The sequence below is a fragment of the Stutzerimonas sp. VN223-3 genome, from assembly GCF_045999685.1.
Lineage (GTDB): Bacteria > Pseudomonadota > Gammaproteobacteria > Pseudomonadales > Pseudomonadaceae > Stutzerimonas > Stutzerimonas stutzeri_AR.
The window spans coordinates 1,454,836-1,479,516 of sequence record NZ_RBEC01000002.1 but is presented as its reverse complement, the minus strand read 5'-3'; the positions used below and the strand labels follow the sequence as shown (position 1 = coordinate 1,479,516).

At 57.3% G+C, this 24,681-nt stretch carries 26 protein-coding genes; 9 read left to right on the top strand and 17 right to left on the bottom strand.

Features of this window, described 5'->3' with window-relative positions; translation table 11 throughout:
• Window positions 1–88 precede the first annotated feature (88 nt).
• On the top strand, window positions 89–682 hold the full coding sequence (locus D7241_RS15500) for a phosphoheptose isomerase (protein ID WP_255983107.1): 594 nt from the start codon (window positions 89–91) through the stop codon (window positions 680–682).
• A complete protein-coding gene (locus tag D7241_RS15495) occupies window positions 679–1,257 on the top strand; it encodes a BON domain-containing protein (RefSeq protein ID WP_255983109.1) in 579 nt (192 codons plus the stop codon). The genes D7241_RS15500 and D7241_RS15495 overlap by 4 nt, the downstream gene beginning before the upstream one ends.
• A 123-nt stretch (window positions 1,258–1,380) precedes the next feature.
• Here D7241_RS15495 and D7241_RS15490 read toward each other — a convergent pair whose 3' ends face one another.
• The 7 genes from D7241_RS15490 to rplM all read right to left on the bottom strand — a co-directional run bounded on the left by D7241_RS15490 (window position 1,381) and on the right by rplM (window position 6,223).
• Window positions 1,381–1,794: a ClpXP protease specificity-enhancing factor gene (locus D7241_RS15490; protein WP_255983111.1), complete on the bottom strand. Its 414-nt coding sequence runs from the start codon at window positions 1,792–1,794 to the stop codon at window positions 1,381–1,383.
• A gap of 12 nt (window positions 1,795–1,806) precedes the next feature.
• Window positions 1,807–2,424, bottom strand: coding sequence for a glutathione S-transferase N-terminal domain-containing protein (locus tag D7241_RS15485; protein ID WP_408102255.1), 618 nt, complete (start codon window positions 2,422–2,424; stop codon window positions 1,807–1,809).
• An 88-nt stretch (window positions 2,425–2,512) separates the two neighbouring features.
• Entirely contained in the window at window positions 2,513–3,322 is an 810-nt protein-coding gene (locus tag D7241_RS15480; protein ID WP_408102254.1) for a cytochrome c1, read from the bottom strand.
• Complete coding sequence (locus tag D7241_RS15475) at window positions 3,322–4,533, bottom strand: cytochrome bc complex cytochrome b subunit (protein ID WP_408102253.1); 1,212 nt, start codon at window positions 4,531–4,533, stop codon at window positions 3,322–3,324. The genes D7241_RS15480 and D7241_RS15475 overlap by 1 nt, the downstream gene beginning before the upstream one ends.
• Window positions 4,533–5,126 (bottom strand): ubiquinol-cytochrome c reductase iron-sulfur subunit, encoded by a 594-nt coding sequence (petA, locus tag D7241_RS15470; protein ID WP_408102252.1) that lies wholly within the window; start codon window positions 5,124–5,126, stop codon window positions 4,533–4,535. Before petA ends, D7241_RS15475 begins: the two co-directional genes overlap by 1 nt.
• A gap of 261 nt (window positions 5,127–5,387) precedes the next feature.
• The gene (gene rpsI / locus D7241_RS15465) at window positions 5,388–5,780 is read right to left on the bottom strand and encodes a 30S ribosomal protein S9 (RefSeq protein WP_255983121.1); all 393 of its coding nucleotides are present in this window, start codon (window positions 5,778–5,780) and stop codon (window positions 5,388–5,390) included.
• Window positions 5,781–5,794: 14 nt separating this feature from the next.
• On the bottom strand, window positions 5,795–6,223 hold the full coding sequence (gene rplM / locus D7241_RS15460; protein WP_019342644.1) for a 50S ribosomal protein L13: 429 nt from the start codon (window positions 6,221–6,223) through the stop codon (window positions 5,795–5,797).
• A gap of 413 nt (window positions 6,224–6,636) precedes the next feature.
• On the opposite strand from rplM, the gene D7241_RS15455 reads away from it, so the two are divergent.
• A complete protein-coding gene (locus tag D7241_RS15455) occupies window positions 6,637–7,674 on the top strand; it encodes an NADP(H)-dependent aldo-keto reductase (protein WP_408102251.1) in 1,038 nt (345 codons plus the stop codon).
• 107 nt (window positions 7,675–7,781) lie between these two features.
• A complete protein-coding gene (locus D7241_RS15450; protein WP_408102250.1) occupies window positions 7,782–8,474 on the top strand; it encodes an energy-coupling factor ABC transporter permease in 693 nt (230 codons plus the stop codon).
• A gap of 51 nt (window positions 8,475–8,525) precedes the next feature.
• Here the strand turns inward: D7241_RS15450 and yacG are convergent, their stop codons facing one another.
• The 5 genes from yacG to pilB all read right to left on the bottom strand — a co-directional run bounded on the left by yacG (window position 8,526) and on the right by pilB (window position 13,249).
• Window positions 8,526–8,723, bottom strand: a complete 198-nt coding sequence (gene yacG, locus D7241_RS15445; protein ID WP_408102249.1) for a DNA gyrase inhibitor YacG — start codon at window positions 8,721–8,723, stop codon at window positions 8,526–8,528.
• Window positions 8,720–9,328, bottom strand: a complete 609-nt coding sequence (gene coaE / locus D7241_RS15440) for a dephospho-CoA kinase (RefSeq protein WP_408102248.1) — start codon at window positions 9,326–9,328, stop codon at window positions 8,720–8,722. The genes yacG and coaE overlap by 4 nt, the downstream gene beginning before the upstream one ends.
• Before the next feature lie 126 nt (window positions 9,329–9,454).
• Window positions 9,455–10,324: a prepilin peptidase gene (locus D7241_RS15435; RefSeq protein ID WP_408102247.1), complete on the bottom strand. Its 870-nt coding sequence runs from the start codon at window positions 10,322–10,324 to the stop codon at window positions 9,455–9,457.
• Window positions 10,325–10,326: 2 nt separating this feature from the next.
• On the bottom strand, window positions 10,327–11,544 hold the full coding sequence (locus D7241_RS15430) for a type II secretion system F family protein (protein WP_408102246.1): 1,218 nt from the start codon (window positions 11,542–11,544) through the stop codon (window positions 10,327–10,329).
• A 1-nt stretch (window position 11,545) separates the two neighbouring features.
• Entirely contained in the window at window positions 11,546–13,249 is a 1,704-nt protein-coding gene (pilB, locus tag D7241_RS15425) for a type IV-A pilus assembly ATPase PilB (RefSeq protein WP_408102245.1), read from the bottom strand.
• Between the two features lie 321 nt (window positions 13,250–13,570).
• On the opposite strand from pilB, the gene D7241_RS15420 reads away from it, so the two are divergent.
• The 4 genes from D7241_RS15420 (at window position 13,571) to D7241_RS15405 (ending at window position 16,788) form a co-directional block, all read left to right on the top strand.
• Window positions 13,571–14,047 carry a pilin gene (locus tag D7241_RS15420; protein ID WP_408102244.1) on the top strand — a complete coding sequence of 159 codons (477 nt, stop codon included), beginning with the start codon at window positions 13,571–13,573 and terminating at the stop codon, window positions 14,045–14,047.
• A gap of 77 nt (window positions 14,048–14,124) precedes the next feature.
• Window positions 14,125–15,321 carry a serine hydrolase domain-containing protein gene (locus D7241_RS15415; RefSeq protein WP_408102243.1) on the top strand — a complete coding sequence of 399 codons (1,197 nt, stop codon included), beginning with the start codon at window positions 14,125–14,127 and terminating at the stop codon, window positions 15,319–15,321.
• A complete protein-coding gene (locus tag D7241_RS15410; RefSeq protein ID WP_408102242.1) occupies window positions 15,318–16,316 on the top strand; it encodes an acyltransferase family protein in 999 nt (332 codons plus the stop codon). Before D7241_RS15415 ends, D7241_RS15410 begins: the two co-directional genes overlap by 4 nt.
• Window positions 16,317–16,350: 34 nt before the next feature.
• Window positions 16,351–16,788, top strand: a complete 438-nt coding sequence (locus tag D7241_RS15405; protein ID WP_408102241.1) for a pilin — start codon at window positions 16,351–16,353, stop codon at window positions 16,786–16,788.
• A gap of 83 nt (window positions 16,789–16,871) precedes the next feature.
• Here the strand turns inward: D7241_RS15405 and cysN are convergent, their stop codons facing one another.
• The 3 genes from cysN to D7241_RS15390 all read right to left on the bottom strand — a co-directional run bounded on the left by cysN (window position 16,872) and on the right by D7241_RS15390 (window position 20,623).
• Window positions 16,872–18,770, bottom strand: coding sequence for a sulfate adenylyltransferase subunit CysN (gene cysN / locus D7241_RS15400; protein ID WP_408102240.1), 1,899 nt, complete (start codon window positions 18,768–18,770; stop codon window positions 16,872–16,874).
• 12 nt (window positions 18,771–18,782) lie between these two features.
• Window positions 18,783–19,700, bottom strand: a complete 918-nt coding sequence (gene cysD / locus D7241_RS15395) for a sulfate adenylyltransferase subunit CysD (RefSeq protein ID WP_408102239.1) — start codon at window positions 19,698–19,700, stop codon at window positions 18,783–18,785.
• Between the two features lie 164 nt (window positions 19,701–19,864).
• Window positions 19,865–20,623 carry a Nif3-like dinuclear metal center hexameric protein gene (locus D7241_RS15390; protein WP_408102238.1) on the bottom strand — a complete coding sequence of 253 codons (759 nt, stop codon included), beginning with the start codon at window positions 20,621–20,623 and terminating at the stop codon, window positions 19,865–19,867.
• A gap of 202 nt (window positions 20,624–20,825) precedes the next feature.
• Between D7241_RS15390 and algW the strand changes: the two genes are divergently transcribed.
• The gene (gene algW, locus D7241_RS15385) at window positions 20,826–21,983 is read left to right on the top strand and encodes a Do family serine endopeptidase AlgW (protein WP_408102237.1); all 1,158 of its coding nucleotides are present in this window, start codon (window positions 20,826–20,828) and stop codon (window positions 21,981–21,983) included.
• A 109-nt stretch (window positions 21,984–22,092) separates the two neighbouring features.
• Here the strand turns inward: algW and hisC are convergent, their stop codons facing one another.
• Together hisC and hisD are read right to left on the bottom strand one after the other, a co-directional pair.
• Window positions 22,093–23,136 carry a histidinol-phosphate transaminase gene (hisC, locus tag D7241_RS15380; protein WP_408102236.1) on the bottom strand — a complete coding sequence of 348 codons (1,044 nt, stop codon included), beginning with the start codon at window positions 23,134–23,136 and terminating at the stop codon, window positions 22,093–22,095.
• Window positions 23,137–23,320: 184 nt separating this feature from the next.
• Window positions 23,321–24,631 carry a histidinol dehydrogenase gene (gene hisD, locus D7241_RS15375; RefSeq protein ID WP_408102235.1) on the bottom strand — a complete coding sequence of 437 codons (1,311 nt, stop codon included), beginning with the start codon at window positions 24,629–24,631 and terminating at the stop codon, window positions 23,321–23,323.
• Window positions 24,632–24,681: the final 50 nt, after the last annotated feature.

Genomic DNA, 24,681 nt, shown 5'->3' with positions numbered 1-24,681 from the left:
CCCGACATTCGCAACCGCACCGGCAGCTCCAAGATCGTTTACGGCATGGCCCACGCGGGCCAGCCCGTCATTTGAAGGTCAAACACCGATGGACATGCAAACCCGTATACGCCAACTTTTCCAGGCCAGCATCGAAACCAAGCAGCACGCGATGGAGGCACTTGCTCCCTGCATCGAGCAAGCCGGACAAGTAATGGTCAATACGCTGCTCAGCGAAGGCAAGATCCTGACCTGCGGCAACGGTGGCTCTGCGGGCGATGCCCAGCATTTTTCCTCCGAGCTGCTCAACCGATTCGAGCGCGAGCGTCCCAGCCTGCCGGCAATAGCCCTGACAACCGACAGCTCGACAATCACCTCGATTGCCAACGACTACAGCTACAACGAGGTCTTTTCCAAGCAGATTCGTGCACTGGGTCAACCTGGCGATGTGCTTCTCGCGATATCCACCAGCGGCAACTCCGCCAACGTCATCCAGGCGATACAGGCCGCTCATGACCGTGAAATGCTGGTGGTAGCACTGACCGGTCGCGATGGTGGCGGCATGGCTTCGCTGCTGCTCCCCGAGGATGTCGAGATACGCGTACCGGCAAAGGTGACCGCGCGCATCCAGGAGGTGCATCTGCTGACGATTCATTGCCTTTGTGATCTGATCGATAACCAACTGTTCGGGAGCGAAGAATGAACCCGGTTCGATTGCACGCGTTTACGCTTGCGCTATGCCTGGCAGCCACGGGCTGCAGTTCAGTACTCACCGCCACGCGCGATGACCCCATCAATGATGACAGGGGAACCCGCACGATCGGCAGCAGGATCGACGACTCGCTGATCGAGACCAAGGCCGCGGTAAACATAGCCAAAGCCCACCCCGACCTGGACCAGGCGTCGCATATTGTCGTTGCCAGCTATAACGGCGTGGTGTTGCTCGCCGGACAGACGCCGCGCAGCGAACTCAAAGAAGCAGCCGAACAGGCGGCAAGCTCCGTCCAGCGCGTCAAGCGCGTGCACAACGAGCTTCAGGTATTGCAACCTTCCTCAGCACTAGCCCGCAGCAATGACTCGTGGCTGACCACCAAGATCAAGGCACAGATGCTGACTGACGAAAACGTACCGGGCTCACGCATCAAGGTGATCACTGAGAACGGCATCGTCTACCTGCTCGGCCTCGTCACTCGCCAGGAAGGCAACCGCGCCACTAGCGTGGTGCAAGGCGTTTCCGGCGTACAACGCATCGTGAAGCTGTTCGAGTATATCGATTAGCGGCAGCCCTCGAGCCTCAAGCCTCAAGCCTCAAGCCTCAAGCCTCAAGCCAGTTGATCGGAACAAAGCCCCGTCAAACCGGATAGCTTTGGTCCTTACTTATGGCTTGAGGCTTGCCGCCGCTTACTTAACGACTTTCAGGCTAGGGCGCTTTGCCGAAGCTGGGCGCGACGATGCGCCTGAATCAGTCGAGGAATCGTCACTGGGCGTATCGTCCTCGGGCGGCGTCGACTCGATCTCAAACACCATGCCCTGCCCGTTCTCACGCGCATAGATCGCCATCACCGCAGCGGATGGCACATGCAGCCTGTGCGGAACGCCACCGAAACGTCCCTCGAAACTGATCGCGTCATTGTCCATTTGCAGCTGGCGTACGGCACTCGGCGCAACGTTCAATACTATCTGCCCGTCACTGGCAAAACCCGCCGGCACTTGAACCCCAGGGTGCTCGACATTGACCAGCACGTGTGGCGTGTACTCGTTGTCCACGATCCACTCATACAACGCCCGTACGAGATAAGGACGACTTGAAGTCATATACAGCCTCTCTTAGCGCATGCCGCGCTCAACGGCGGATAGACTGACCCGGAAGGCCTCACGAGCAAAATTAGTCTCCATATAGTCGAGCAGCGGTTTGGCCGCCCGTGGCAACTCTATTCCGAGTCTGGGCAAACGCCACAGGATGGGCAACAGACAGCAATCTACCAGACTGATCTCGTCGCTCATGAAGAAAGGTTTTTCAGCGAACACTGGTGAGACCCCCGTGAGGCTCTCACGCAACTCCTTGCGTGCCTGAGCCCGCACCGCGTCGGCGGTACGGCGATCAGCGATTTGATCCACCAGTGCGCACCAATCCCGCTGAATTCGATGCACCAGAAGTCGCGTATTTGCCCTGCCCACCGGATAGACAGGAAGCAACGGCGGGTGCGGATAACGCTCCTCCAGATACTCAGTGATCACATTAGGCTCGTACAGCGCCAGATCACGATCCACCAGCGTAGGCACGCTGGCGTACGGATTTACCTCGATCAACCTGCCCGGGCAATTTGCCGGGTCGACGTCAATTATCTCGACGCTGACGCCCTTCTCGGCGAGTACATAGCGCACTCGGTGCGAATAATGGTCGGCGGGATCGGAATAGCAGGCCAACCGATTGGTCGCGGCCATAGGGTCCCTCCTTTGCTGAATTATCGAATGGCAGAAAAACGCGCGCGCCCAGAAGGGCGCGCGCAGGGTACCGCAAAACAGCTAAGGGTCAGTGGACGTCTTTCCAGTATTCGCGCTTGAGCAAATAGGCGAACACGAAGAAGAACGCCAGGAACAACAGCACGTAGGTACCGATGCGCTGGCTTTCCAATTTGACCGGGTTGGCCGAGTAAGCCAGGAAGGTCACGAGATTCTTGATCTTCTCGTCGTACTCCGCTTCGGTCAGCTCACCAGTGCCTTTCACGACCGTCAACACGTGGCAATCCTCGTGCGTGATCGGGGTGCCGGTGAGTGGATCGAATTGCTTGCGGCCATCTTCAACGACCTGAACCTGCTTGCATGCAACCGACTCGCCCTCAGGCAACTTGCTCGGCAGCACCTGACGGCCCTGAAGCGGTGCCAGCACGTGAGGCATGCCCACGTTCGGGAACACGGTATTGTTGACGCCGTAAGGACGCGTAGGGTCTTCATAGAAGCTACGCAGGTAAGTGTACAGCCAGTCATTACCACGAACTCGCGCTACCAGCGTCAGGTCCGGCGGAGCCGCACCAAACCAGCCTTTGGCATCTGCCGGCTTCATCCCGATCTTCATGTGGTCGCCGATCTTGGCGTCACTGAACACGACCTGGTCCAACATCACTTCCTCTGGAATACCCAGATCGGTCGCAACGCGCTCGTAACGCTGATATTGCGCGCTATGGCAACCCATGCAGTAGTTGGCGAAGGTTCTCAAGCCATCCTGCAGCGCAACCTTATCGGTCAGGTCGACATCCACTTCATCAAGGTGAACGCCACCGCCAGCGGCAAAACCGAATGCCGGCACGAGTGCAAGAATCAATGCAGCAAATTGCTTTTTCATCAGCCAGCCACCCTTTGCGGAACTACTTTGGTCTTCTCGAGCTTGGTGTAGAACGGCATCAGGATGAAGTAACCGAAGTAGATAGCAGTACAGATCCGAGATACCAACGTGCGCTCAGGAGTAGGAGCCAGCACACCAAGCACGCCGAGGATGACGAAGGAGATGCAGAACAACACCAGCGCGATCTTGCTCATCCAGCCTTTGTAGCGCATGGATTTGACCGGGCTACGGTCCAGCCAGGGCAGCACGAACAGCACGGCAATCGCGGCGCCCATGGCGATAACACCGAGGAGCTTGTCCGGGACCGCACGCAGAATCGCGTAATAAGGCGTGAAGTACCAGACAGGCGCGATGTGCTCAGGCGTCTTGAAAGCGTTCGCAACCTCGAAGTTCGGCTTCTCCAGAAAGTACCCACCCATCTCCGGAAAGAAGAACACGATGGCGCAGAACACGAATAGGAACACCACCACACCGACGATGTCTTTGACCGTGTAGTAAGGATGGAACGGAATGCCATCAAGAGGCACTCCCGCTTCATCCTTGCTCTTCTTGATGTCCACACCCATCGGGTTGTTCGAACCCACTTCATGCAGAGCAAGAATATGTAGCACTACCAAGCCGAGAATCACGATCGGCAGAGCGATGACGTGCAGCGCGAAGAAGCGGTTGAGAGTGATACCCGAGATCAGATAGTCGCCACGGATCCATTGGGTTAGATCGTCACCAATAACCGGAATGGCACCGAACAACGAAATGATCACCTGGGCGCCCCAGTAGGACATCTGGCCCCACGGCAGCAGATAACCCATGAAAGCTTCAGCCATCAGCGCCAGATAGATCATCATGCCGAAGATCCATACCAGCTCACGAGGCTTCTGGTAGGAGCCGTAGAGAATGCCGCGGAACATGTGAAGGTAAACCACGACGAAGAACGCCGATGCACCGGTGGAGTGCAGGTAGCGAATGATCCAGCCGTACTCCACGTCACGCATGATGTATTCGACAGACGCAAACGCACCCTCTGCCGACGGCTCGAAGCTCATCGTCAGCCAAATACCGGTGAGAATCTGGTTGACCAGAACCAACAACGCCAGGGAGCCGAAGAAGTAGAGCACGTTAAAGTTCTTCGGTGCGTAGTACTTACTTAGATGGTCTTCCCACATCTTGGTCGCGGGGAAGCGCGCATCAACCCATTCCATGAACTTGCTCATCACGCGCTCTCCTGATCCACGCCGATGACGACTGTGGTGTCCGTCTCGTACGTATGTGGGGGAACCGGCAGGTTCAAGGGAGCCGGCTGCCCCTTGAAGACGCGGCCAGCCAAGTCATATTTCGAACCATGGCACGGGCAGAAATAGCCGCCGAGCCAATCAGCGCCTAGATCGGGGGCCGCAACTTCTGGCCGGAAGGATGGTGAGCAACCCAGGTGCGTACAGAGCCCAACCACAATTAGCAGCTCTGGCTTGATCGAGCGAACCTGCGGATCGACGTAGGCTGGCTGTACGGATGCTTCAGACTTCGGATCAGCAACCCTATCGGTGAGCTTGCCCAGGTTAGCCAGTGCCTCCTCGGTACGACGCACGATAAACACCGGCTGGCCACGCCATTCAGCGATCATCTGCTGGCCCGGCTCGATCTTACTGATATTTACCTTAACCGGTGCGCCGGCCGCCTTGGCCTTGGCACTCGGGAACCACGATCCCACAAACGGGACCGCGGCGCCCACCGCTCCTGCAGCACCTACTACCGAAGTAGCGGCTACAAGGAAGCGACGCCGGCCAGCATTCACGCCGTCATTGCTCATTCAGTCGTCTCCCATCAGTTTCTTATGGCCTACCGAAAGCAGGCGTCTACTACGTGCGTCTACCGTAAAACGAGGCCGCGAAAAAATTCGCCAAATGGTAAAGAAAAGCCCCTCGCATGACAAGGTAATAACCTGACACAACCCAGCTCAAAGCCCCGAAAATCGGGGCATTGAGCGCGCGACAAGCTGTCGCAGGGTTTGCTATCGCCCATAAAAAAACGCCCAGTTTCGGAAGAAGCTGGGCGTTTTTTGTGAAGCTGATTAGCGCTTCGAGTACTGCGGACGCTTACGCGCTTTGCGCAGACCGACTTTCTTACGTTCAACTTCGCGAGCATCGCGAGTAACGAAGCCAGCCTTGCGCAGAGCAGGACGAAGAGCCTCGTCATAGTCCATCAGTGCACGGGTGATTCCGTGACGGATCGCACCAGCCTGACCACTTACACCACCACCGAGAACGGTGACGTAGATGTCGAATTTCTCGACGGTCTCGGTCAGCTCCAGCGGCTGACGAACAACCATGCGAGCGGTTTCACGCCCGAAGAAGTTATCCAACTCACGGTTGTTGATGGAAATCTTGCCAGTGCCCGGACGCAGGAAGACGCGCGCGGTTGCAGTCTTGCGACGGCCAGTGCCGTAATTTTGAGTCGCCGACATAATGAACTATTCCGTTAAATCTTCAGTTCTTGGGGCTGCTGAGCGGTATGCGGATGATTGGCACCCTTGTACACCTTCAGCTTACGATACATGTCGCGACCCAGCGGATTCTTAGGCAGCATGCCTTTGACCGCGGTCTCGATCACACGCTCTGGCGCCTTGGCGATCAGCTTCTCGAAGTTGATCGACTTGATGCCACCCGGGAAACCGGAGTGAGAGTAGTACATCTTGTCGGTGGTCTTGGCACCGGTAACACGTACTTGCTCGGCATTGATAACGACGATGTAATCACCGGTATCGACGTGAGGGGTGTATTCCGCCTTGTGCTTGCCACGTAGGCGGCTAGCGATTTCGGTTGCCAGACGACCCAGGGTCTGGCCGGCAGCGTCGACGACGAACCAGTCGCGCTTGACGGTTTCCGGTTTAGCAGTAAAAGTCTTCATTCGTTATAGCCTCAGGGGCCGCCCTGAAAATAAGACGGCGAATCTTACTGAATGGTGCTCGCCCTGGCAAGGCCAGGACAGCCGGAAACAGACGCTATCGGGGGCTCGGGTCAGCGCGTCCGCTACGGCAGTGTTTGGTAGGCTAGGCATCCCCTACCTTGTTTTTGCGTCAGCGGGCTAGGCATCCCCGGCGACAGGCTGCGGAATTATCCTGATTACGAGCAAAATAGCAAGCCGCTTCGACTCTCAAGGCGGCGAAGGCGGCAATTTCCGCCTGAGCCGAAGCGATCGCCAGAATACTCCCCAGCTAGCAAGCTTTAGAGAGATGCTCCAAGCCAGCCAGACAGGTGGCGGAGCAGAAACTTATCAGTCAGCAAACCATCCGACACACAAGATCATCAAAAGGACACCGTATGGAACAGCGCCAGCTAGGCCGCACCGACCTAAAAGTCAGCTCACTTTGCCTAGGCACAATGACCTGGGGCGAACAGAACGAAGAAAGCGAAGCCTTCGCCCAACTGGATCGCGCAAAGGGAGCGGGAATCAATTTCATCGATACCGCAGAAATGTATCCGGTGCCGCCGAAGCCCGAGACCTATGCGACCACCGAGCGTTTCATTGGCAACTACTTCAAAGCCCGCGGGAACCGAGCCGACTGGATCCTGGCGAGCAAGATTGCCGGACCGGGCAATGGCATCAGCCACATTCGTGACGGCCAGTTGAAGCTAAACCGTCAGCACATCGTTGCCGCCCTCGACGCCAGCCTGAAGCGTCTCCAGACGGACTGGATAGACCTCTACCAACTGCACTGGCCCGAGCGTAGTACGAACTTCTTCGGCCAACTCGGCTACCGGCATCAATCAGAGGATTTCACTCCGCTGGAAGAAACGCTGGACGCACTAGACGAGCAAGTAAAGGCTGGGAAAATTCGCCATATTGGCCTGTCCAACGAAACCCCATGGGGCATGATGAAATTTCTGCAGTTGGCCGATTCCAGAGGCTTGCCGCGTGCAGTGTCGATCCAGAACCCTTACAACTTACTCAACCGCAGCTTCGAGGTGGGCCTGGCAGAAATAGCGATCCGCGAGCAATGCGGCCTGCTTGCCTATTCGCCACTGGCGTTCGGCATGCTCAGCGGCAAATACGAGCAGGGCGCACGCCCCGCCGGCGCGCGCATAACCATGTTCAGCCGCTTTGCCCGCTATACCAATCCACAGGCACAGGCGGCCTGCTCCCGCTATGTCGCCCTCGCTCGCGAGCACGGTCTGGATCCGGCACAGATGGCCCTGGCGTTTGTGACGCAGCAACCCTTCGTGACCAGCAATATCATTGGCGCGACATCGCTCGAACAGCTGGATAGCAACCTTGCGAGCTCCGATCTGAAGTTATCTGCCGAGGTGCTTGCGGCGCTAGAGTCAATCCACAGCGCGCAACCCAACCCAGCCCCCTGATGCAATTGCCTGGTATCCAAACGCGCGCCAGCCCAAGCTCATAGCCGCAGCGTTATACTGCTGCGGCTGTTAAAGCCTGATTAGAGCCGCGCCGAGGAGAAGCGAGGATGATTGCTGCCGAACTGCTCGCACCGTCCAGCCTGCTCACAGGCTGGCTGCTATACGCCGCCGGCCTGGTATGGGCTTGCGTGCGAGCGCCCTGGGTGGAGCTCTTCAGCGACATCCGACGCCAGCATCTATTGTTCGGCGCTGTGCTGGCAATTTTTCTGCTCTGGCTGGTCCGACGGGATTTCGACTCCGGGCTGTCCTTCCACTTTATCGGCCTGACTGCCGTGACGCTGCTGCTGGATTGGCCACTGGCCATCCTCGCGGCGTTCATTGCACAGCTCGGCCTGACCGTAACAGGTCATCAGCAGTTGATTGCACTAGGCGTCAACGGTGTATTGCTGGTGTTGATTCCTGTCACGGTAACCGAACTCTGCGCGCGACTGGTCGAGCGATTGCAGCCGCGCAACCTGTTCGTCTATATCTTCTTTTCGGGCTTTTTCGCAGCCGGACTCGCCGCGCTTTTCTGCATTCTTGCCGGGCTCGGAATCTTATTGATCGATGGCCGCTATCCGATGCCGCCCTGGCTCGATGACTTCGCCGGCTACATCTGGCTGGTGATGTTTCCCGAAGCGTTCATCAACGGAACCATTGTCAGCGCGCTCGTGGTGTTTTATCCCGACTGGATGGAGACCTTCAACCGCAGCCGCTATTTGCAAGCGCCGTGGAAAGACAATGGTGACAAGCAGGCCTGATCGGAGCTACATCGACCGCTCTACCAAACAACTGAGACCCTCGCATCAGACTCAATGCTGGCGAGGCGGCATATCATCCGAAAACAGATCATCTTCGAGCTCATTACCCGGGATCGCATGTTCCTCCGATGCCCAGGCGCCGAGATCGATCAATTTACAGCGATCGGAACAGAAAGGCCGATTTGGGCTCTGCACGCCCCATTCGACCGGCGCACCACAGGTAGGGCATTCAACAATCGTAGTACTCATTCCTGACCTCCTCGTAGCGTCAGATAAAATTTATGCAGACGTTCAACCTCTGCCTTCAGCCATTCAAGATCACGGTCGTTGACCAATACGTCATCTGCATGACGCAAGCGGTCGTCCCGACTGGCTTGAACCTTGAGGATGGCGCGAATTTGCTCCTCGCTGGACTGATCCCGCAGGACTGCGCGTTGCAGCTGTACCTCTTCAGGCACATCGACCACCAGCACGCGGTCGGCCTGCCGGTATTGACCGGACTCGATCAATAACGGAGACACCATAATGGCGTACGGAGACTGCGCGCGAGCCAGGTGCTCGGCGATTTCCTGACGAATCAAAGGATGCAGCAGTTGCTCAAGCCATTTGCGCTGCTCTGGATCCTTAAAAACCAGTCCGCGTAGTACCGCCCGATCCAGGCTGCCATCGGCTGCTAGAACGTCCGCACCGAAGCGCTCAGCAATCAGACTCAAAGCCGGCCTGCCGGGCTCGACTACCCAGCGCGCGGCATGGTCAGCATCGACCCAGTGCACGCCGAGCCTACCGAACTGCTCGGCCACCGCACTCTTGCCACTGCCAATCCCACCCGTCAAACCGAGGATCCACGGTTTCATCGTCGAACCATTCAGAGAAAATGACGCGCAGTAGTAACGCGTGAAAACCGTGGATGCAAGGAAGAAAATCAGAGCCGATAAAAGCGCTAGCAGGACGCTCCCTCGGCAAGCAGAACGCTCAGGCCTTTAGAACCGGGCGAACTGAAGATAGCTTGAGGTGATCTGGTCGCCCCATAGCATCGCAATCCAACCGGCAATCGCCAGGTAGGGCCCGAAGGGGATCGGGGTGCTACTTTCAGCTTTTTGCACACGCAACATGATCGTTCCGAGCACCGCACCCACTACGGAAGACAGAAGAATCGTCAACGGCAAAACCTGCCAGCCGCCCCAGGCGCCCAGCATGGCCAGTAACTTGAAATCGCCGTAGCCCATACCCTCTTTGCCAGTGATCAGCTTGAACACCCAGTACACCGACCACAGGCTGAGGTAGCCAATAATCGCTCCCCAGAGCGCATCCGAAAGCGAAGCAAACAGCCCGAAGCTATTGACGATCAGCCCCAGCCACAGCAGCGGCAGCACGATCGAGTCCGGCAGCAGCTGATGGTCGACGTCGATCATACTCATCGCCAGCAAACCCCAGGTCACCAGCAGCATGGCGCCGGCCTGCCAGGAAAAACCGAGATGCCAGGCGACATACGCCGACAAGAGCCCGCAAAGCAGTTCGATAATAGGATAACGACGGTTAATCGGCGCCCGGCATGACGAACATTTGCCACGCAACGCCAGCCAACTCACCAGCGGAAGGTTCTCCCACGGGCGAATCTCATGGTCGCAATGCGGACAATGAGAATTCGGTAGGACGAGATTGAACGCCGCGCCGGTGGGTTCGGCCGGAAGATCTAGGAAGTCACGCGCCTGAGCGCGCCAGTCCCGCTGCATCATGATCGGCAGCCGATGTATCACCACGTTGAGAAAACTGCCAACCAACAGGCCAAGCACCAGCGCGCACAAAACAAAGGCCAGCGTATTGCTGGCCAGAAAGGTGACTACATTCATGTTTAAACCACAGAGCCCAGCTGGAAGATCGGCAAATACATGGCGATGATCAGGCCGCCAACCAGCACACCGAGAACAGCCATGATCATGGGCTCCATCAGCGCAGTGAGGCCGTCGACCATGTTGTCCACTTCGTCCTCATAGAAAGTAGCAACCTTGGCGAGCATCTCATCCAGCGAGCCGGACTCTTCGCCAATGGCCGTCATCTGGATCGCCATACTGGGAAAGGTGCCGGTCGTACGCATCGAGAAATTCAGCTGCATACCACTGGAAACGTCATTTTTTACTTTCGCCGTAGCATTGCGAAACACCACGTTGCCTGTGGCGCCCGAGACCGAGTCCAACGCGTCCACCAATGGCACACCCGCAGCAAAAGTGGTGGAAAGAGTCCGAGCAAAGCGAGCCACGGCGGACTTATACAAAATATCGCCAACGACCGGCACCTTCAGCAGGACCCTATCAAACCAGTTACGGAATTTCTCGGACCGTGTATGCGCCTGTTTGAAAGCATAGGCGGCACCAATAAGGCCGATCAGCACGACATACCACCATTCTTGCAAGGCTTCCGACAGGCCGATCACCATCAGGGTAAAAGCGGGCAGTTCCGCGCCGAAGTTGGCGAACACATCCTGGAACTGAGGAACCACCTTAATCAACAAGATCGCCGACACGATGATTGCAACCAGGACAACAGCGATGGGGTAATTCATCGCTTTTTTGATTTTCGCTTTGAGCGCCTCGGTCTTCTCCTTGTAGGTCGCCACTCGATCAAGCAAGGCTTCCAACGAGCCGGACTGCTCGCCGGAGTCAACCAGGTTGCAATAAAGATCATCGAAGTATTGCGGCTTCTTGCGCAGCGACGAAGCAAAGCTGTTACCCGCCGCGACCTCCTGTTTAAGGTCGTCCACCAGTTTGCGCATATTCTGGTTATCGAACCCCTCACCGATAATGTCAAAAGACTGCAGTAGCGGCACGCCAGCTTTCATCATGGTCGCCATCTGCCGGGTGAACAGGGCGATATCCATCGGCTTGATCTTTTTTCCGGCACTGAACAGCGAAACCGACTTTTTGCGAACCTTTTGTGGATTGACGCCCTGCTTGCGCAATTGAGCCTTGACCAGCGCCGGGCTGACGCCGCTCAGCTCGCCTTTTACCTTTGCGCCTTGCTTATTCGTTCCTTCCCAGGTGAAGACACTGGTTTTTACCGCTTTCTGCGCCATGTTAGTCCTTGGTCACCCGGTTGACTTCTTCCAGGCTGGTCACGCCCTGCATAGCTTTTACCAAAGCCGAAGTACGCAGATCGTTGAAGCCGTCTTTACGCATCTGGGTGGAAATGTCGATGGAGTTGCCGTCCTCCATGATAATCCTGGCCAGCGACGGCGTGTTTTTAACCACTTCATAAATACCGACACGACCTTTGTAACCGCCTTTGCAGTTATCGCAACCAACCGGGGCGTAGATTTTGAAGGTACCGATCTTATCGGCCGGGAAGCCCTCTTCCAGTAGGGCATCGCGGGGCAGCTCGACTTCTTTCTTGCAGCTACTACATAGCTTACGTGCCAGCCGCTGGGCAATGATCAGGTTCACCGAAGTGGCGATGTTGAACGCCGCCACCCCCATATTCCGCAGCCGCGTCAAGGTTTCCGCAGCACTGTTGGTGTGAAGCGTCGACATCACCATATGACCCGTCTGCGCTGCCTTGATGGCGATCTCGGCCGTTTCCAGGTCGCGAATCTCCCCGACCATGATGACGTCCGGATCCTGACGTAGAAAGGCCCGCAACGCTTGGGAGAAGTCCATGCCCTGCCGAGGATTAACGTTGACCTGGTTGATGCCCTCGAGATTGATTTCCACCGGATCTTCAGCCGTGGAAATATTCACATCCACGGTATTAAGAATGTTCAAGCCAGTATAAAGGGAAACCGTCTTGCCCGACCCAGTAGGACCGGTCACAAGGATCATCCCCTGTGGCTGCTGAAGCGCCTGCATATACAGCGCCTTTTGATCCTCTTCATAACCCAGCGCATCGATGCCCATTTGAGCACTGGTCGGGTCGAGAATCCGCATCACGATTTTTTCACCCCAGAGCGTGGGCAAGGTATTGACGCGAAAATCGATTGCTTTGCTCTTGGACAGCTTCATCTTGATTCGGCCATCCTGCGGCTTACGCCGCTCGGAGATATCAAGCCCAGCCATGACTTTCAGGCGCGCCGAGATACGTGGAGCCAGCTGAATCGGGGGCCGGGAAGCCTCATGAAGGATGCCGTCTGTACGAAACCGCACGCGATAGGCTTTTTCATAGGGTTCAAAGTGCAAGTCCGATGAGCCCCCGCGAATGGCGTCAAGCAGCATCTTGTTGACGAAACGAACGACTGGGGCGTCGTCCGCAGCCTCACCGCCCTCTTCCGTCTTTCCATCATCGCTGACGGTCTCGACATCGACGCCATCCAGATCGACCTCACCCAGATCTTCCAGCCCTGTTGCGCCGCTCTCGTATAGCTTGTCGATGGCATCGCCCAGCTTGTCGTCCTCGACAAGGATCGACTCGATGGTCAGGCCGGTACTGAACTGGATATCGGAGATGGACTGGTGGTTGGCAGGGTCGGAGATGGCTATATATAGCTTGGTGCCGCGCCTGGAGAGCGGCAGCACACGGTGCTGACGTGCCAATTTCTCGCTGATCAGGTCCTTGGGCAGCGAATCCTTGTCTAGCGCAGAAAGGTCCAGCAATGCGACGCCAAATTGGTCGGACGCGAGCTCGGCTATGGCGCGGCCTTTGGCCAATTTGTTCTGGACCACATAGGTAACCAGGGATGATTTGTTGCGCAGCGCTTGCACCTGCGCTTGCTGGGCCGTCTTTTCATCCAGCACTCCGGCCAGCACCATCTGCCGGGCTAGGCCGGAAAGAGAAATATTGTCGCTCATGGCGGTCTCGCTCCTACTCTATGCCCGCCTTATAGCGCAGATGCGGGTAGCTGCAAACAAGGGCGGCAGCAAGTGACGCTATTGGTCACATATCGCCAGCAAAGAGCCGACTAAAAACCGCAACAAGCGAAGAACTAAACTTCATAACGAAAGTTTCGGTGTCTGAGGAGCCAGCAGCGCGCCTGGAAAGCTCCTGGGCAGCGACAGTAAATTGAGATGCCTCACATTATTGCCCGCCGCGTTCAGTACGAACAAAAGCTGGCACGCCAACTGCTTTGTCTCTGGCAGGCTCACAGCCTTAACACTTAAAGGAGATTCAAAATGAAAGCTCAGATGCAGAAGGGTTTCACCCTTATCGAACTGATGATCGTGGTTGCGATCATCGGCATCCTGGCGGCCATCGCTATTCCGCAGTATCAGAACTACGTAGCCAAATCTCAGGTTAGTCGAGTTATGAGCGAAACCGGCGCTCTGAAGACCGCTATCGAAACATGCATGATGGAAGGCAGAGATTTCTCCACTACTCCGGCTTGCGAGTTGGGTTGGACTGCTAGCAACCTCATTGGCGACGAAGGTGAAGGTGAAGCGGGCGGAACTCCCCAAGACGGCCTGACCGTAACTATCTCCCTCTCTGCCAACACCGCTTCTGTAGCTGCTGATTTCGGTGGAAATGCTGCGGCTACTCTGAGCAGCAACTCCCTTACTTGGGCACGTAGCGATGCCGGCGCTTGGACTTGCACAACTAACGTTGATGCAAAATACCGCCCATCTGGCTGCGGTGAAGCGGCAGCCAACTAATTCCTCGTAACGATCAAGTAAGTTAAGCCCCGCCACTGGCGGGGTTTTTTTTGTAAGCAACTTATCTAGGAGCCTGCATGCCGTTCAGGCTGATTCACCTTCTGGGGATGGTCGCCATCGGAAGCCTAGTGTTGGGTTTGCCGACTTATTTCTGGATCGGAGATCGACAGCAGGTATTGCGCTTTCTTTATCCCGCGCAAGCTTTACTGACGATGCCGACACTCTCGTGCTCTTCTGGAGCACCCGTCTGGCTAAAGTCCGCAAGCAGGTTTGCATTGCGCGACAACTCTTCGCCATCCGGCCAGTTGGCACATGTTGAGGCCAACGGAACGCTTCATGAGTGCCACTATGGCTGGCGAGGAACACCCCTGCTTTCTGAGCGAATTACGAACGACAGCCGTTTTCGCTATGCCAGCATGACCAAAGCACTAACAGCCGATGCCGTCCTGCGACAGGTGCGTGCTGGCAACCTCGCTCTGAGTGAGCGCCTCCTAGAACGGCTCCACCTTAACGGCAAGATAGGCGATGCCCGGCTGAAGGCAATAACAGTTGAGCATTTACTTCGACATAGTTCGGGCTTCGACCGCCTACGCTCGGAAGATCCGATGGTCATCAGGAAAGTAAAACCTTGGTGCCCATACACCGCCACCCCCTTGACCAGCGTGAACTTGGACTTTGCACCAGGTGAGCGATATGCATACTCCAATCTTAATTACTGCCTACTGGCAATGGTGCTGGAGCGCACATCTGGACTGCCTTTCCGGCTGCTTATGGAGCGCGAATATCGTTTACGTGCACGCGGGATACGTTTTATCGACGGACCGTATCTCGCCGACGAGGTGAGATACGACTTTCGAAATAGCGGATTTTACGGAGCCGATTACTGGCGCTATTTCGACTTCCAAGCACTGTCGTCTTCGGCAGGCCTTTCTGGTAGCGCCTCCGCATTTGCGTCTTTGTGGGCGACGCTGCGTGACGAGCGAGGGTTCGCTGTTGAACACGCCGCTGCGGAGGAAATCTGTGAGCCAGACCGGTTGCGAGGTTGTTATGGTTATGGCGTATTCAGCTACCGAGAACCTGCTAGCGCGTTGACGCTTCAGGTTCAACCAGGTTTTTTATATGGCAGCCCGTCCGTCTTACTCCTTGACAATTATGGAGGTGTCACAGTCTGGGTCGGCAACGGCGTGAGACGCAACGGAAGCTCGACCGACTCAATGACTCAGCTCCTCTATCGAAAATTGAGTGCCTACTATGCGTCGAGGATGCTGCAATGAGGACTCAAGTCTATAGCCCACCGCTGGATGGCATCCGCGCGCTAGCGGCATTAACGGTAGTAGCCTATCACGCCCGCCTTCCAGGGCTGCCGGGTGGCTTTTTCGGCGTAGATGTATTTTTCGTACTGTCGGGGTATCTAATCACCCGCTTACTCTTGGATGAATATGCTCGGGAGACCGGTTTGAAGCTTGACCGCTTCATTTTCAGACGAATGCGTCGCCTATTGCCGGCATTGCTGGTGATGTTGCTGGCATATCTATCGACAGCGCCTTGGCTGTTTCCCGATGTAGCCCTCTCCAAGCATTTGCGCGATACGCTCTTGTCTGCGGTTTATATTGTGAATTACGCCACAGCGTTGGGGGCGCCAGTGTCTGTGCTGGGACATGTCTGGAGCCTGGCGGTGGAGATGCAGTTTTATCTACTGTGGCCGCTGGTTTTGCTGGGATTGCTTCGCTTACCCCGACACTTAGCGTTGGGCCTAATCTTTATGCTTTATTTGCTGGCTACCGCCCTGCGCTGGTGGAGCGGCGAGAAATTGGGCGCTTGGGCATTTTATCCGCGCACGGAAACCCATTGCAGTGGATTATTACTGGGATGCTTACTGGGATACGCAGGTGTGACCATTCACCGCTACTGGGGTGTCGTTGGCCTTTCCCTATTACTTTTTTCGATGACTTTTTTCAGCACTGTATGGATGCCCACGGTTTTGTATGGTTTTACAATCGTTGAAGTTGGGGCGGCGCTATTGATAGTGGCGCAGCCCACCTGGCTTGGCGGAAGCTTATTGGCTTGGTTGGGGCGAATGTCCTACGGGCTCTATCTGTGGCATTACCCAATAATGCGCCTGGTCAGGGACAAAGATGGCTGGGAGTGGCCGGAAGTACTGCTACTGGGCTGCGGATTGGGCCTGCTACTGGCTGCGCTCAGTCACTATTTGCTGGAGCTTCGATTTTACCAATCTCACCTCTCTAAGACTCGTAATGGTCTGGCCTGATGTTTGCCTTAGGTCTGAAAAGGGAGGACGCTCAATGCGAAATATCAGCAAGGGATTTACATTGATTGAACTGATGATTGTGGTCGCAATCGTCGGCATTCTGGCTGCTATAGCTATCCCGGTGTATCAAGACTATGTCGCACGATCACAGGTTACGCGCGCCTATATAGAACTGTCCGCTTATCAATCCGCTGTCGAGGAGCATTTGAGCAGAGGCCGCCACATCATGAGCAATACGGATCTGGGTTATGTCCCCTCCGATGTGACAATGGCCGCTTCCGGCGATATCGCTAGTTTTTTGTTCGACGGCTCTGGCTCTCTGGAAGTGACAATTGGGGGCAATGTTAGCTCGCTTGTATCAGGCACCCATATATCCATTTCACGCTCTGCGAATGGTGCCTGGAATTGCGATATTGATGAGTCGGGAGCAGGAGCCTGGAAGGACTTCTACATGCCGTCAGGGTGTTTGTAATCCCAACCCCTCCCCCGCGCAGGGTGTACCCCACCCTACGCCATTCCATCGGCGCAGGGCACGGGCTGCAAATTACTGCGAGATCAGATTGCCCGACGCTCGCGCAACAACTGAATCACCCGCGTTACCCCCTCGTCCAAAGTCGACGTTTCGCTATCCACCATAAGATCGGCACTCAGCGGCACATCGTACGGGAAGGATTCACCCGGAATATTATCCCCACCGGCCGCGTACAACCCCTGCGGATCCCGCTGGCGGCAAGCTTGGGGGGACGCCTGGACGTAGACGGTAATTAGGCGTTCATCCCCGATCAACGCCTTGGCCTGTTCCCGGCCTTCTGCGTCCGGTGCGACGAAAGCTGCCAATGTAATCAGACCCGCCTCGTTGAACTGACGGGCCACGTGAGCGGCACGGCGCCAGTTCTCGGTACGTCCGGCGCGGTCCTGCGGCAGGCCCTTGTTCAGGTCGTGGCGCAGATTCTGGCCATCCAACACATAAACAGCACGTCCCATATCGAACAGCTTGCGCTCAACCGCGTAGGCCAGCGTGCTTTTGCCGGCACCGGACAAGCCGGTAAACAGCACCGTAGCCGGCTGCTGGCCAAAGCGGGTCGCGCGCTCGTCGGTGGAAACGTGCGCCAGCGCGCCGTGATGCCCGGAGGAGCCCTGAGCAATCGGATCAGCGATGATCATGCCCGCGCCAACGGTGCCATTGGTGAGGCGATCGATAACGATAAACGAGCCAGTGGTGCGGTTTTGTGCATAGCCGTCGAGGGCGATCGAGGCATCCAGGCTGACCTTGACCCTGCCAATCTCGTTGAGCTGCAGACTGCTGGCGGAACCATGTTCCAGAGTATTTACGTCGACCCGGTGGGTGATGCTGGCGATGGAGCCCGGCACGTAGCTGGTCGCACGCTTGATGTCGTATTTCTTGCCGGGCAGCATCGGCTCGTCAGCCATCCACACCAGCATGGCGTCGAAGCTGTCGACGATGCGCGGCTGGTTGTCAGCGTGCACCAGCATGTCGCCGCGAGACACGTCGATCTCGTCTTCCAGCGTCACGGTGATCGCTTCACCCGGGGTCGCCTGCTCCAGCTCGCCATCGAAGGTGACGATGGACTTGACCTTGCTGCGCTTGCCGGATGGCAGAACCGTTACTTCATCGCCTTTGCGCACGATGCCGCTGGCGAGCGTGCCGGCGAAGCCGCGGAAGTTCAGGTTGGGGCGGTTGACGTATTGCACCGGGAAGCGCAGATCGTCGAAATTGCGGTCGCCAGCGATCTCGACGCTTTCGAGAATCTCCATCAGCGACGGGCCTTCATACCACGGCGCTCGCTCGCTGCGGTTTACCACATTGTCGCCCTTGAGCGCCGACATCGGTACGAAGTGTAGCGACGAAGGCTGCAGCTCGATGCGCTCGGCAAAGGCGAGATAGTCGGCCTTGATGCGCTCGAAAACGGACTGATCGAAGTCCATCAGGTCCATTTTGTTGATGGCCACGACGATGTGCTTGATGCCCAGCAGCGAGGTGATGAAGCTATGGCGCTTGGTCTGAGTTTGCACGCCGTAACGAGCATCGACGAGGATGATCGCCAGGTCGCAAGTCGAAGCACCCGTCGCCATGTTGCGCGTGTACTGCTCATGGCCCGGGGTGTCGGCGATGATGAATTTGCGCTTGGCCGTCGAGAAATAGCGGTAGGCGACATCGATGGTGATGCCCTGCTCGCGCTCAGCCTGCAGGCCGTCGACCAACAATGCCAGGTCGACGTCATCGCCAGTGGTGCCGGATTTTTTCGAATCGCGGGTGATGGCTTCGAGATGATCTTCATAGATCATTTTCGAGTCGTGCAGTAGGCGCCCGATCAGAGTGCTCTTACCGTCGTCGACGTTACCGCAGGTCAGAAAGCGCAGCAGTTCCTTGCGCTCATGCTGGGCCAGGTACGCGAGGATGTCCTCGCTGATCAAATCAGACTGATGAGACATGATGCGGAATCCTTAGAAGTAGCCCTGACGTTTCTTTTCTTCCATCGAACCGGCGCCATCATGATCGATGACGCGGCCTTGACGTTCGGAAGTACGCGTCAGGAGCATTTCCTGAATGATCTCCGGCAGCGTCGCGGCGGTGGATTCCACCGCACCCGTCAACGGGTAGCAGCCGAGGGTGCGGAAGCGCACCATGCGCTTTTCGATACGCGCCTTCTCATCGTCGGAGAGGTGCTCGAGGATGCGCTCGTCGTCGATCATGATCAGCGTGCCGTTCTTCTCGATGACTTCGCGTTCAGCAGCGAAGTACAACGGCACGATCGGAATCTGTTCCAAGTAGATGTATTGCCAGATATCCAGCTCGGTCCAGTTCGACAATGGGAAGACGCGGATGGATTCGCCCTTCTTCACCTTGCCGTTGTAGACATTCCACAACTCAGGGCGCTGATTCTTCGGGTCCCAACGATGCTTGCTATCACGGAAGGAATACACCCGCTCCTTCGCCCGCGATTTCTCTTCATCGCGGCGCGCACCACCGAAGGCGGCGTCGAAGCCATGCTTGTCAAGCGCCTGCTTGAGGCCCTCGGTTTTCATGATATCGGTGTGCTTGGCGCTACCGTGGGTAAACGGATTGATGTTCTGCACGACGCCGTCCGGGTTGATATGAGTGATCAGGTCCAGGTCCATCTCGGCGACCATCTTCTCGCGAAAGCGGTACATTTCCTGGAATTTCCAGCGCGTGTCGACGTGCATCACCGGGAACGGCAGGCGACCAGGAAAGAACGCTTTGCGTGCCAAATGCAGCATTACGGCGGAGTCTTTACCGATGGAATAGAGCATCACCGGATTGTTGAACTCGGCGGCCACCTCACGAATGATGTGGATGCTTTCCGCCTCCAGCTGTTTCAGATGCGTCAGTTTGTCGACCATAGCTACTCACGAATTGGCAGATGGACGGCCGCGGGCCGGAACGAGGGCGCAACTTTAACACGGCGTTAAATTCTAATCAGGCGGCCTTTTAGATCTAAATCTTCTAGCTTTATATCGGCTGAAAAACGCCTGGATATCGGCCAAGGTCTGACGAATTGCGCAACTCAGGCCGGGTTCGGGCAATCGATAAACAGGTGTTCGATGGCGAAACGTCGGGCCAAATAGTCTCCCAGAGCCTGCACGCCGTAGCGTTCCGTCGCGTGATGGCCTGCGGCGAAGAAGCTCAGACCGTTTTCCCGAGCGATATGCACAGTCGGTTCCGACACTTCGCCAGTCAGATAAGCATCGACGCCAGCAGCCACGGCCTGTTCGATATAGCCTTGGGCGCCGCCGGTGCACCAGGCTATCCGTCTGATCGGACCTGCGCCTTCTATCATCAGCGGTTCGCGCCCCAGCGCAACGTGAACCCGGTGCATGAAGTCAGCCGGTGCCAACGGAACGTCCAGCGAGCCGACAAGCCCGACGGAGCGAGGATTATTGGGCTCCAGCGGCCCCTCTATGATCAACCCGAGCAGCCGTGCCAGCTGGACGTTATTACCGACTTCAGGATGCACATCGAGTGGCAGATGATAAGCGAGCAGACTGATCTCGTTAGTTAGCAGGGTTTTCAATCGCCGCTGCTTGATACCCACCACGCGCGGGTCTTCGTTCTTCCAGAAATAGCCGTGATGCACCAGTACCACGTCGGCCTGCGCGTCGACCGCAGCATCCAGCAGTGCCTGGCTCGCGGTTACGCCGCTGACAATGCGGCGCACCTGTGGTCGTCCCTCGACCTGCATGCCGTTCGGACAGTAGTCCGAAATCTTCGCGGCATTCAGGTAACGATCGGCTTCCTCGACCAAAGTGGTCAGTGCAACGGCCATGCGACATCCTCTCGTAAAATGAAAAAACTGACCTCAGCCTAAGCGGTCGTTACGCTAGCCAAGAGCGTGATCTAACCCGCCCTGCCAACTCAGCGCAGATTAGCAACTGGCGAAGCTGCAATTCGCCACCAGCTTCGTATAATGCCGCCACCTTAAGGGGGCGCTATCGACCCCTGCAACCTGCCCGGATTCTAAAATCGCGATGATCAATGCCCTGCGTTCTCTTGGCTGGCCGTTGCTGGTAGGCCTGCTCATGGCCCTGCTGATCATCCAGCGCTACCCGCATCTGGTAGGGCTGGGCACGCAACCTGAATACACCTTGCGCCACACGCCGGTGGTGGGGATACCGCAGCAGGGTCCTTATTCATACGCCAACGCGGTAAGTAGCGCGGCACCCGCCGTAGCCAACCTCTACACCACGAAAGTGATCGACCAAACCCCGCAGCAGCCGATGCTCAAGGACGACCCGCTGTTTCAGCGCTTCTTCGGCGACAACCTGCCGCGGCAGCGGCGCATGGAGTCGAGCCTCGGGTCGGCAGTCATCATGAGCCCCGAAGGCTATTTGCTGACCAACAACCACGTTACCGCCAACGCCGAGCAGATAGTCGTAGCCCTGCGAGATGGCCGCGAAACGCTTGCACGGGTGATTGGCAGCGACCCGGAAACCGATCTCGCGGTACTGAAAATCGATCTGGAGAATTTGCCAGCGATGACCATCGGGCGCTCCGATAGCATCCGCATCGGCGATGTGACGCTAGCGATCGGCAACCCGTTCGGGGTCGGCCAGACGGTGACCATGGGCATTATCAGCGCCACGGGACGCAACCAGTTAGGCCTCAATACCTACGAAGACTTCATTCAGACCGATGCAGCGATCAACCGCGGCAATTCCGGTGGCGCACTGGTCGATACCGCCGGGCAGTTGATCGGTATCAACACGGCGATTATTTCCGAATCCGGCGGCTCGCAAGGTATTGGCTTTGCGATTCCGGTGAAGCTGGCAATCGAGGTGATGAAATCAATCATCGAACATGGTCAGGTCATCCGCGGCTGGCTCGGGGTCGAGGTGCAATCCCTGACCCAGGAGCTGGCGGAATCCTTCGGCCTGACCGGACGGCCGGGAATTGTCGTCGCGGGTGTCTATCGCGACGGCCCGGCTGAGCGTGCCGGGTTACTGCCGGGTGATCTAATCCTGAGCATTGCCGGCGAGCAAGCCAGCGATGGCCGCACCTCGATGAACCAGGTTGCGAGGGCGCGTCCTGGCGATAAGATCGATATCGATATCCTGCGCAACGGCAAGCCACTGACACTGACGGCTGAAGTCGGGATGCGACCGCTGGTGGAGAAAGGTCCGCAATAGCTGTTGCAAGCTGCAAGCTGCAAGCAAACCATGATGCAAGTGATGACATTCTGCTAAGCACCGCATCCGCTTCTACTTGCCGCTTGAAGCTTGAGGTTTGCCGCTACCTCTAGAGCGCTTGCAACAGCGCCTGATTCTGCTCAGGCGTACCGATAGTGATACGCAGGAACTGGTCGACACGCGGCAGCTTGAAGTGCCGCACGATCACGCCCTGCTCGCGCAGCTGCTCCGCCAGCTGCCTGCCGTCACGCTGAGGATGACGCGCGAAGATGAAGTTGGCGGCTGAAGGCAGCACTTCGAAACCCAATTTTTGCATCGAGGCAATTAAGTCTTCGCGACTGGCAATTACTTGTCGGCAGGTTTGCTCGAAGTATTCGCGATCCTCAAACGCGGCGGCGGCACCGGCAATGGCGATACGGTCCAGAGGATAGGAGTTGAAGCTGTTCTTGATCCGCTCAAGCGCCTCGATCAAATCAGGATGCCCAACGGCCAGACCGACGCGAAGCCCTGCCAGCGAGCGGGATTTAGACAGCGTCTGGCTCACCAGCAGGTTCGGGTAGCGGTCCACCAAGGCAATCGCTGATTCGCCGCCAAAGTCGATATAGGCCTCATCCACCAGGACGACCGAATCGGGATTGGCCTGCAGCAGGCGCTCGATCGCTTCCAACCCCAGCAGGCAGCCAGTTGGTGCGTTGGGATTAGGAAAAACGATTCCGCCGTTCGGCCGTGCATAGTCGGCCACATCGATCTGAAAGTTATCGTCCAGCGCGATAGCTTCGTATTCGATGCCATACAGACCGCAGTAGACCGGATAAAAACTGTAGGTCACGTCGGGAAACAGCAACGGCTTACCGTGCTGGAACAGCCCGTGAAAGGCATGCGCAAGCACTTCATCCGAGCCATTGCCTACGAAGACCTGCTCCGGCCGCACACCGTAATGCTCCGCAACCGCGCGTTTGAGGCGCTCCCCGTTCGGGTCGGGATAAAGGCGCAGGCTATCGCTCAACTCGGCTTGCATTGCGGCGATCGCCTTTGGCGATGGGCCGTAGGGATTCTCGTTGGTATTGAGCTTGACCAGCTTGCTCAGCTTGGGCTGCTCACCCGGTACGTAAGGCACCAGATCTTTGACAAAGGGGCTCCAGAATTTGCTCATGCCCTTTCTCCTTGGTGTTCAAATTGTTTGATCGCAGAGGCTGGAGACTGAAAGAGCCGACGCGCAGGAACCATGCACCGCCCAACCCGTAGGAGCCAGCTTGCTGGCGAAGCTTTCAAGGCGGTTCGCGAGCAAGCTCGCTCTTACACGTCCAACCTCCAGCGCCTTTTTCGTCTTCTTCGTTTTACCGCTTTATCCGGTACTCAGCGCTGCGTGCGTGCGCCGTCAGCGATTCGCCGCGGGCCAGGACCGAGGCGATCTTGCCCAGCTCCGATGCACCCTCGGCCGAGCAGTTGATGATCGACGAGCGCTTCTGGAAGTCATATACGCCCAGCGGAGACGAAAAACGCGCCGTGCCGGATGTCGGCAAGACGTGGTTTGGCCCAGCGCAATAATCGCCCAGCGCCTCGGCGGTGTAGCGCCCCATGAATATCGCTCCGGCGTGGCGAATCTGCGGCAGCCATTGATCGGGGTCGGCCACCGACAACTCAAGGTGCTCAGGCGCGATGCGGTTGGCGACGTCGATCGCCTGCTGCATATCGGCGACTTGAACCAGCGCGCCGCGGCCCTGAAAGGAGGCTCGGGCAATATCGGCGCGCTCCAGAGTCGGCAGCAGCCGCGCAATGCTTTCGGCAACCTTGTCGAGAAACGCAGCATCGGGGCTGACCAAAATGGACTGGGCGTCTTCGTCGTGTTCGGCCTGGGAGAACAGGTCCATGGCGATCCAGTCGGGATCGGTCTGGCCATCGCAGACCACCAGAATCTCCGACGGTCCAGCGATCATGTCGATGCCGACCTTGCCGAACACGTGACGCTTGGCCGTTGCGACATAAATATTACCGGGGCCGACGATCTTATCCACCGGCGGCACGCTTTCGGTTCCGTAGGCCAGCGCCGCGACGGCCTGCGCGCCGCCAATGGTGAAGACCCGGTCGACGCCGGCAATGCAGGCCGCCGCCAGCACCAATTCGTTCAGCTCGCCGCGCGGTGTCGGCACGACCATGACGACTTCCGGTACACCGGCAACCTTGGCAGGAATGGCATTCATCAGTACGGATGACGGGTACGATGCCTTGCCGCCCGGCACGTAAAGCCCGGCACGGTCGAGTGGGGTAACTTTCTGGCCCAGCACCGTGCCGTCGGCTTCGGCGTACGACCAGGAATCCTGTTTCTGCCTTTCATGATAGGTCCGCACGCGCTCAGCGGCCGCTTCCAGCGCTTGGCGCTGCGCCGGGGTAATGCGCTCCAGCGCCAGTTCGAGGCGCTCACGAGGCAGGATCAGATCGGCCATCGACGCCACTTCGAGGCCGTCGAAACGCTGGGTCAACTCGACCAAAGCCGCGTCGCCGCGCTCACGTACCGCCTTGATGATTTCGAGTACGCGCTGATTGACGCCATCGTCGGACACGCTTTCCCAGCTCAGCAGATGATCCAGGTGTCGCGAGAAGTCCGGATCAGCAGCATTGAGTCGGCGGATGTCGATGGAAGCGGTCATAACAGGCCTCATGAATGGATGCGTCGAAGCGGATTTTCAGGCGCCACTAG

What these genes read in the sequence shown, in the direction of transcription:
- D7241_RS15500 (WP_255983107.1), top strand. Translation starts at nt 89, where the DNA reads ATGGACATGCAAACCCGTATACGCCAACTTTTCCAGGCCAGCATCGAA.
- D7241_RS15495 (WP_255983109.1), top strand. Translation starts at nt 679, where the DNA reads ATGAACCCGGTTCGATTGCACGCGTTTACGCTTGCGCTATGCCTGGCA.
- D7241_RS15490 (WP_255983111.1), bottom strand. Translation starts at nt 1,794, where the DNA reads ATGACTTCAAGTCGTCCTTATCTCGTACGGGCGTTGTATGAGTGGATC.
- D7241_RS15485 (WP_408102255.1), bottom strand. Translation starts at nt 2,424, where the DNA reads ATGGCCGCGACCAATCGGTTGGCCTGCTATTCCGATCCCGCCGACCAT.
- D7241_RS15480 (WP_408102254.1), bottom strand. Translation starts at nt 3,322, where the DNA reads ATGAAAAAGCAATTTGCTGCATTGATTCTTGCACTCGTGCCGGCATTC.
- D7241_RS15475 (WP_408102253.1), bottom strand. Translation starts at nt 4,533, where the DNA reads ATGAGCAAGTTCATGGAATGGGTTGATGCGCGCTTCCCCGCGACCAAG.
- petA (WP_408102252.1), bottom strand. Translation starts at nt 5,126, where the DNA reads ATGAGCAATGACGGCGTGAATGCTGGCCGGCGTCGCTTCCTTGTAGCC.
- rpsI (WP_255983121.1), bottom strand. Translation starts at nt 5,780, where the DNA reads ATGTCGGCGACTCAAAATTACGGCACTGGCCGTCGCAAGACTGCAACC.
- rplM (WP_019342644.1), bottom strand. Translation starts at nt 6,223, where the DNA reads ATGAAGACTTTTACTGCTAAACCGGAAACCGTCAAGCGCGACTGGTTC.
- D7241_RS15455 (WP_408102251.1), top strand. Translation starts at nt 6,637, where the DNA reads ATGGAACAGCGCCAGCTAGGCCGCACCGACCTAAAAGTCAGCTCACTT.
- D7241_RS15450 (WP_408102250.1), top strand. Translation starts at nt 7,782, where the DNA reads ATGATTGCTGCCGAACTGCTCGCACCGTCCAGCCTGCTCACAGGCTGG.
- yacG (WP_408102249.1), bottom strand. Translation starts at nt 8,723, where the DNA reads ATGAGTACTACGATTGTTGAATGCCCTACCTGTGGTGCGCCGGTCGAA.
- coaE (WP_408102248.1), bottom strand. Translation starts at nt 9,328, where the DNA reads ATGAAACCGTGGATCCTCGGTTTGACGGGTGGGATTGGCAGTGGCAAG.
- D7241_RS15435 (WP_408102247.1), bottom strand. Translation starts at nt 10,324, where the DNA reads ATGAATGTAGTCACCTTTCTGGCCAGCAATACGCTGGCCTTTGTTTTG.
- D7241_RS15430 (WP_408102246.1), bottom strand. Translation starts at nt 11,544, where the DNA reads ATGGCGCAGAAAGCGGTAAAAACCAGTGTCTTCACCTGGGAAGGAACG.
- pilB (WP_408102245.1), bottom strand. Translation starts at nt 13,249, where the DNA reads ATGAGCGACAATATTTCTCTTTCCGGCCTAGCCCGGCAGATGGTGCTG.
- D7241_RS15420 (WP_408102244.1), top strand. Translation starts at nt 13,571, where the DNA reads ATGAAAGCTCAGATGCAGAAGGGTTTCACCCTTATCGAACTGATGATC.
- D7241_RS15415 (WP_408102243.1), top strand. Translation starts at nt 14,125, where the DNA reads ATGCCGTTCAGGCTGATTCACCTTCTGGGGATGGTCGCCATCGGAAGC.
- D7241_RS15410 (WP_408102242.1), top strand. Translation starts at nt 15,318, where the DNA reads ATGAGGACTCAAGTCTATAGCCCACCGCTGGATGGCATCCGCGCGCTA.
- D7241_RS15405 (WP_408102241.1), top strand. Translation starts at nt 16,351, where the DNA reads ATGCGAAATATCAGCAAGGGATTTACATTGATTGAACTGATGATTGTG.
- cysN (WP_408102240.1), bottom strand. Translation starts at nt 18,770, where the DNA reads ATGTCTCATCAGTCTGATTTGATCAGCGAGGACATCCTCGCGTACCTG.
- cysD (WP_408102239.1), bottom strand. Translation starts at nt 19,700, where the DNA reads ATGGTCGACAAACTGACGCATCTGAAACAGCTGGAGGCGGAAAGCATC.
- D7241_RS15390 (WP_408102238.1), bottom strand. Translation starts at nt 20,623, where the DNA reads ATGGCCGTTGCACTGACCACTTTGGTCGAGGAAGCCGATCGTTACCTG.
- algW (WP_408102237.1), top strand. Translation starts at nt 20,826, where the DNA reads ATGATCAATGCCCTGCGTTCTCTTGGCTGGCCGTTGCTGGTAGGCCTG.
- hisC (WP_408102236.1), bottom strand. Translation starts at nt 23,136, where the DNA reads ATGAGCAAATTCTGGAGCCCCTTTGTCAAAGATCTGGTGCCTTACGTA.
- hisD (WP_408102235.1), bottom strand. Translation starts at nt 24,631, where the DNA reads ATGACCGCTTCCATCGACATCCGCCGACTCAATGCTGCTGATCCGGAC.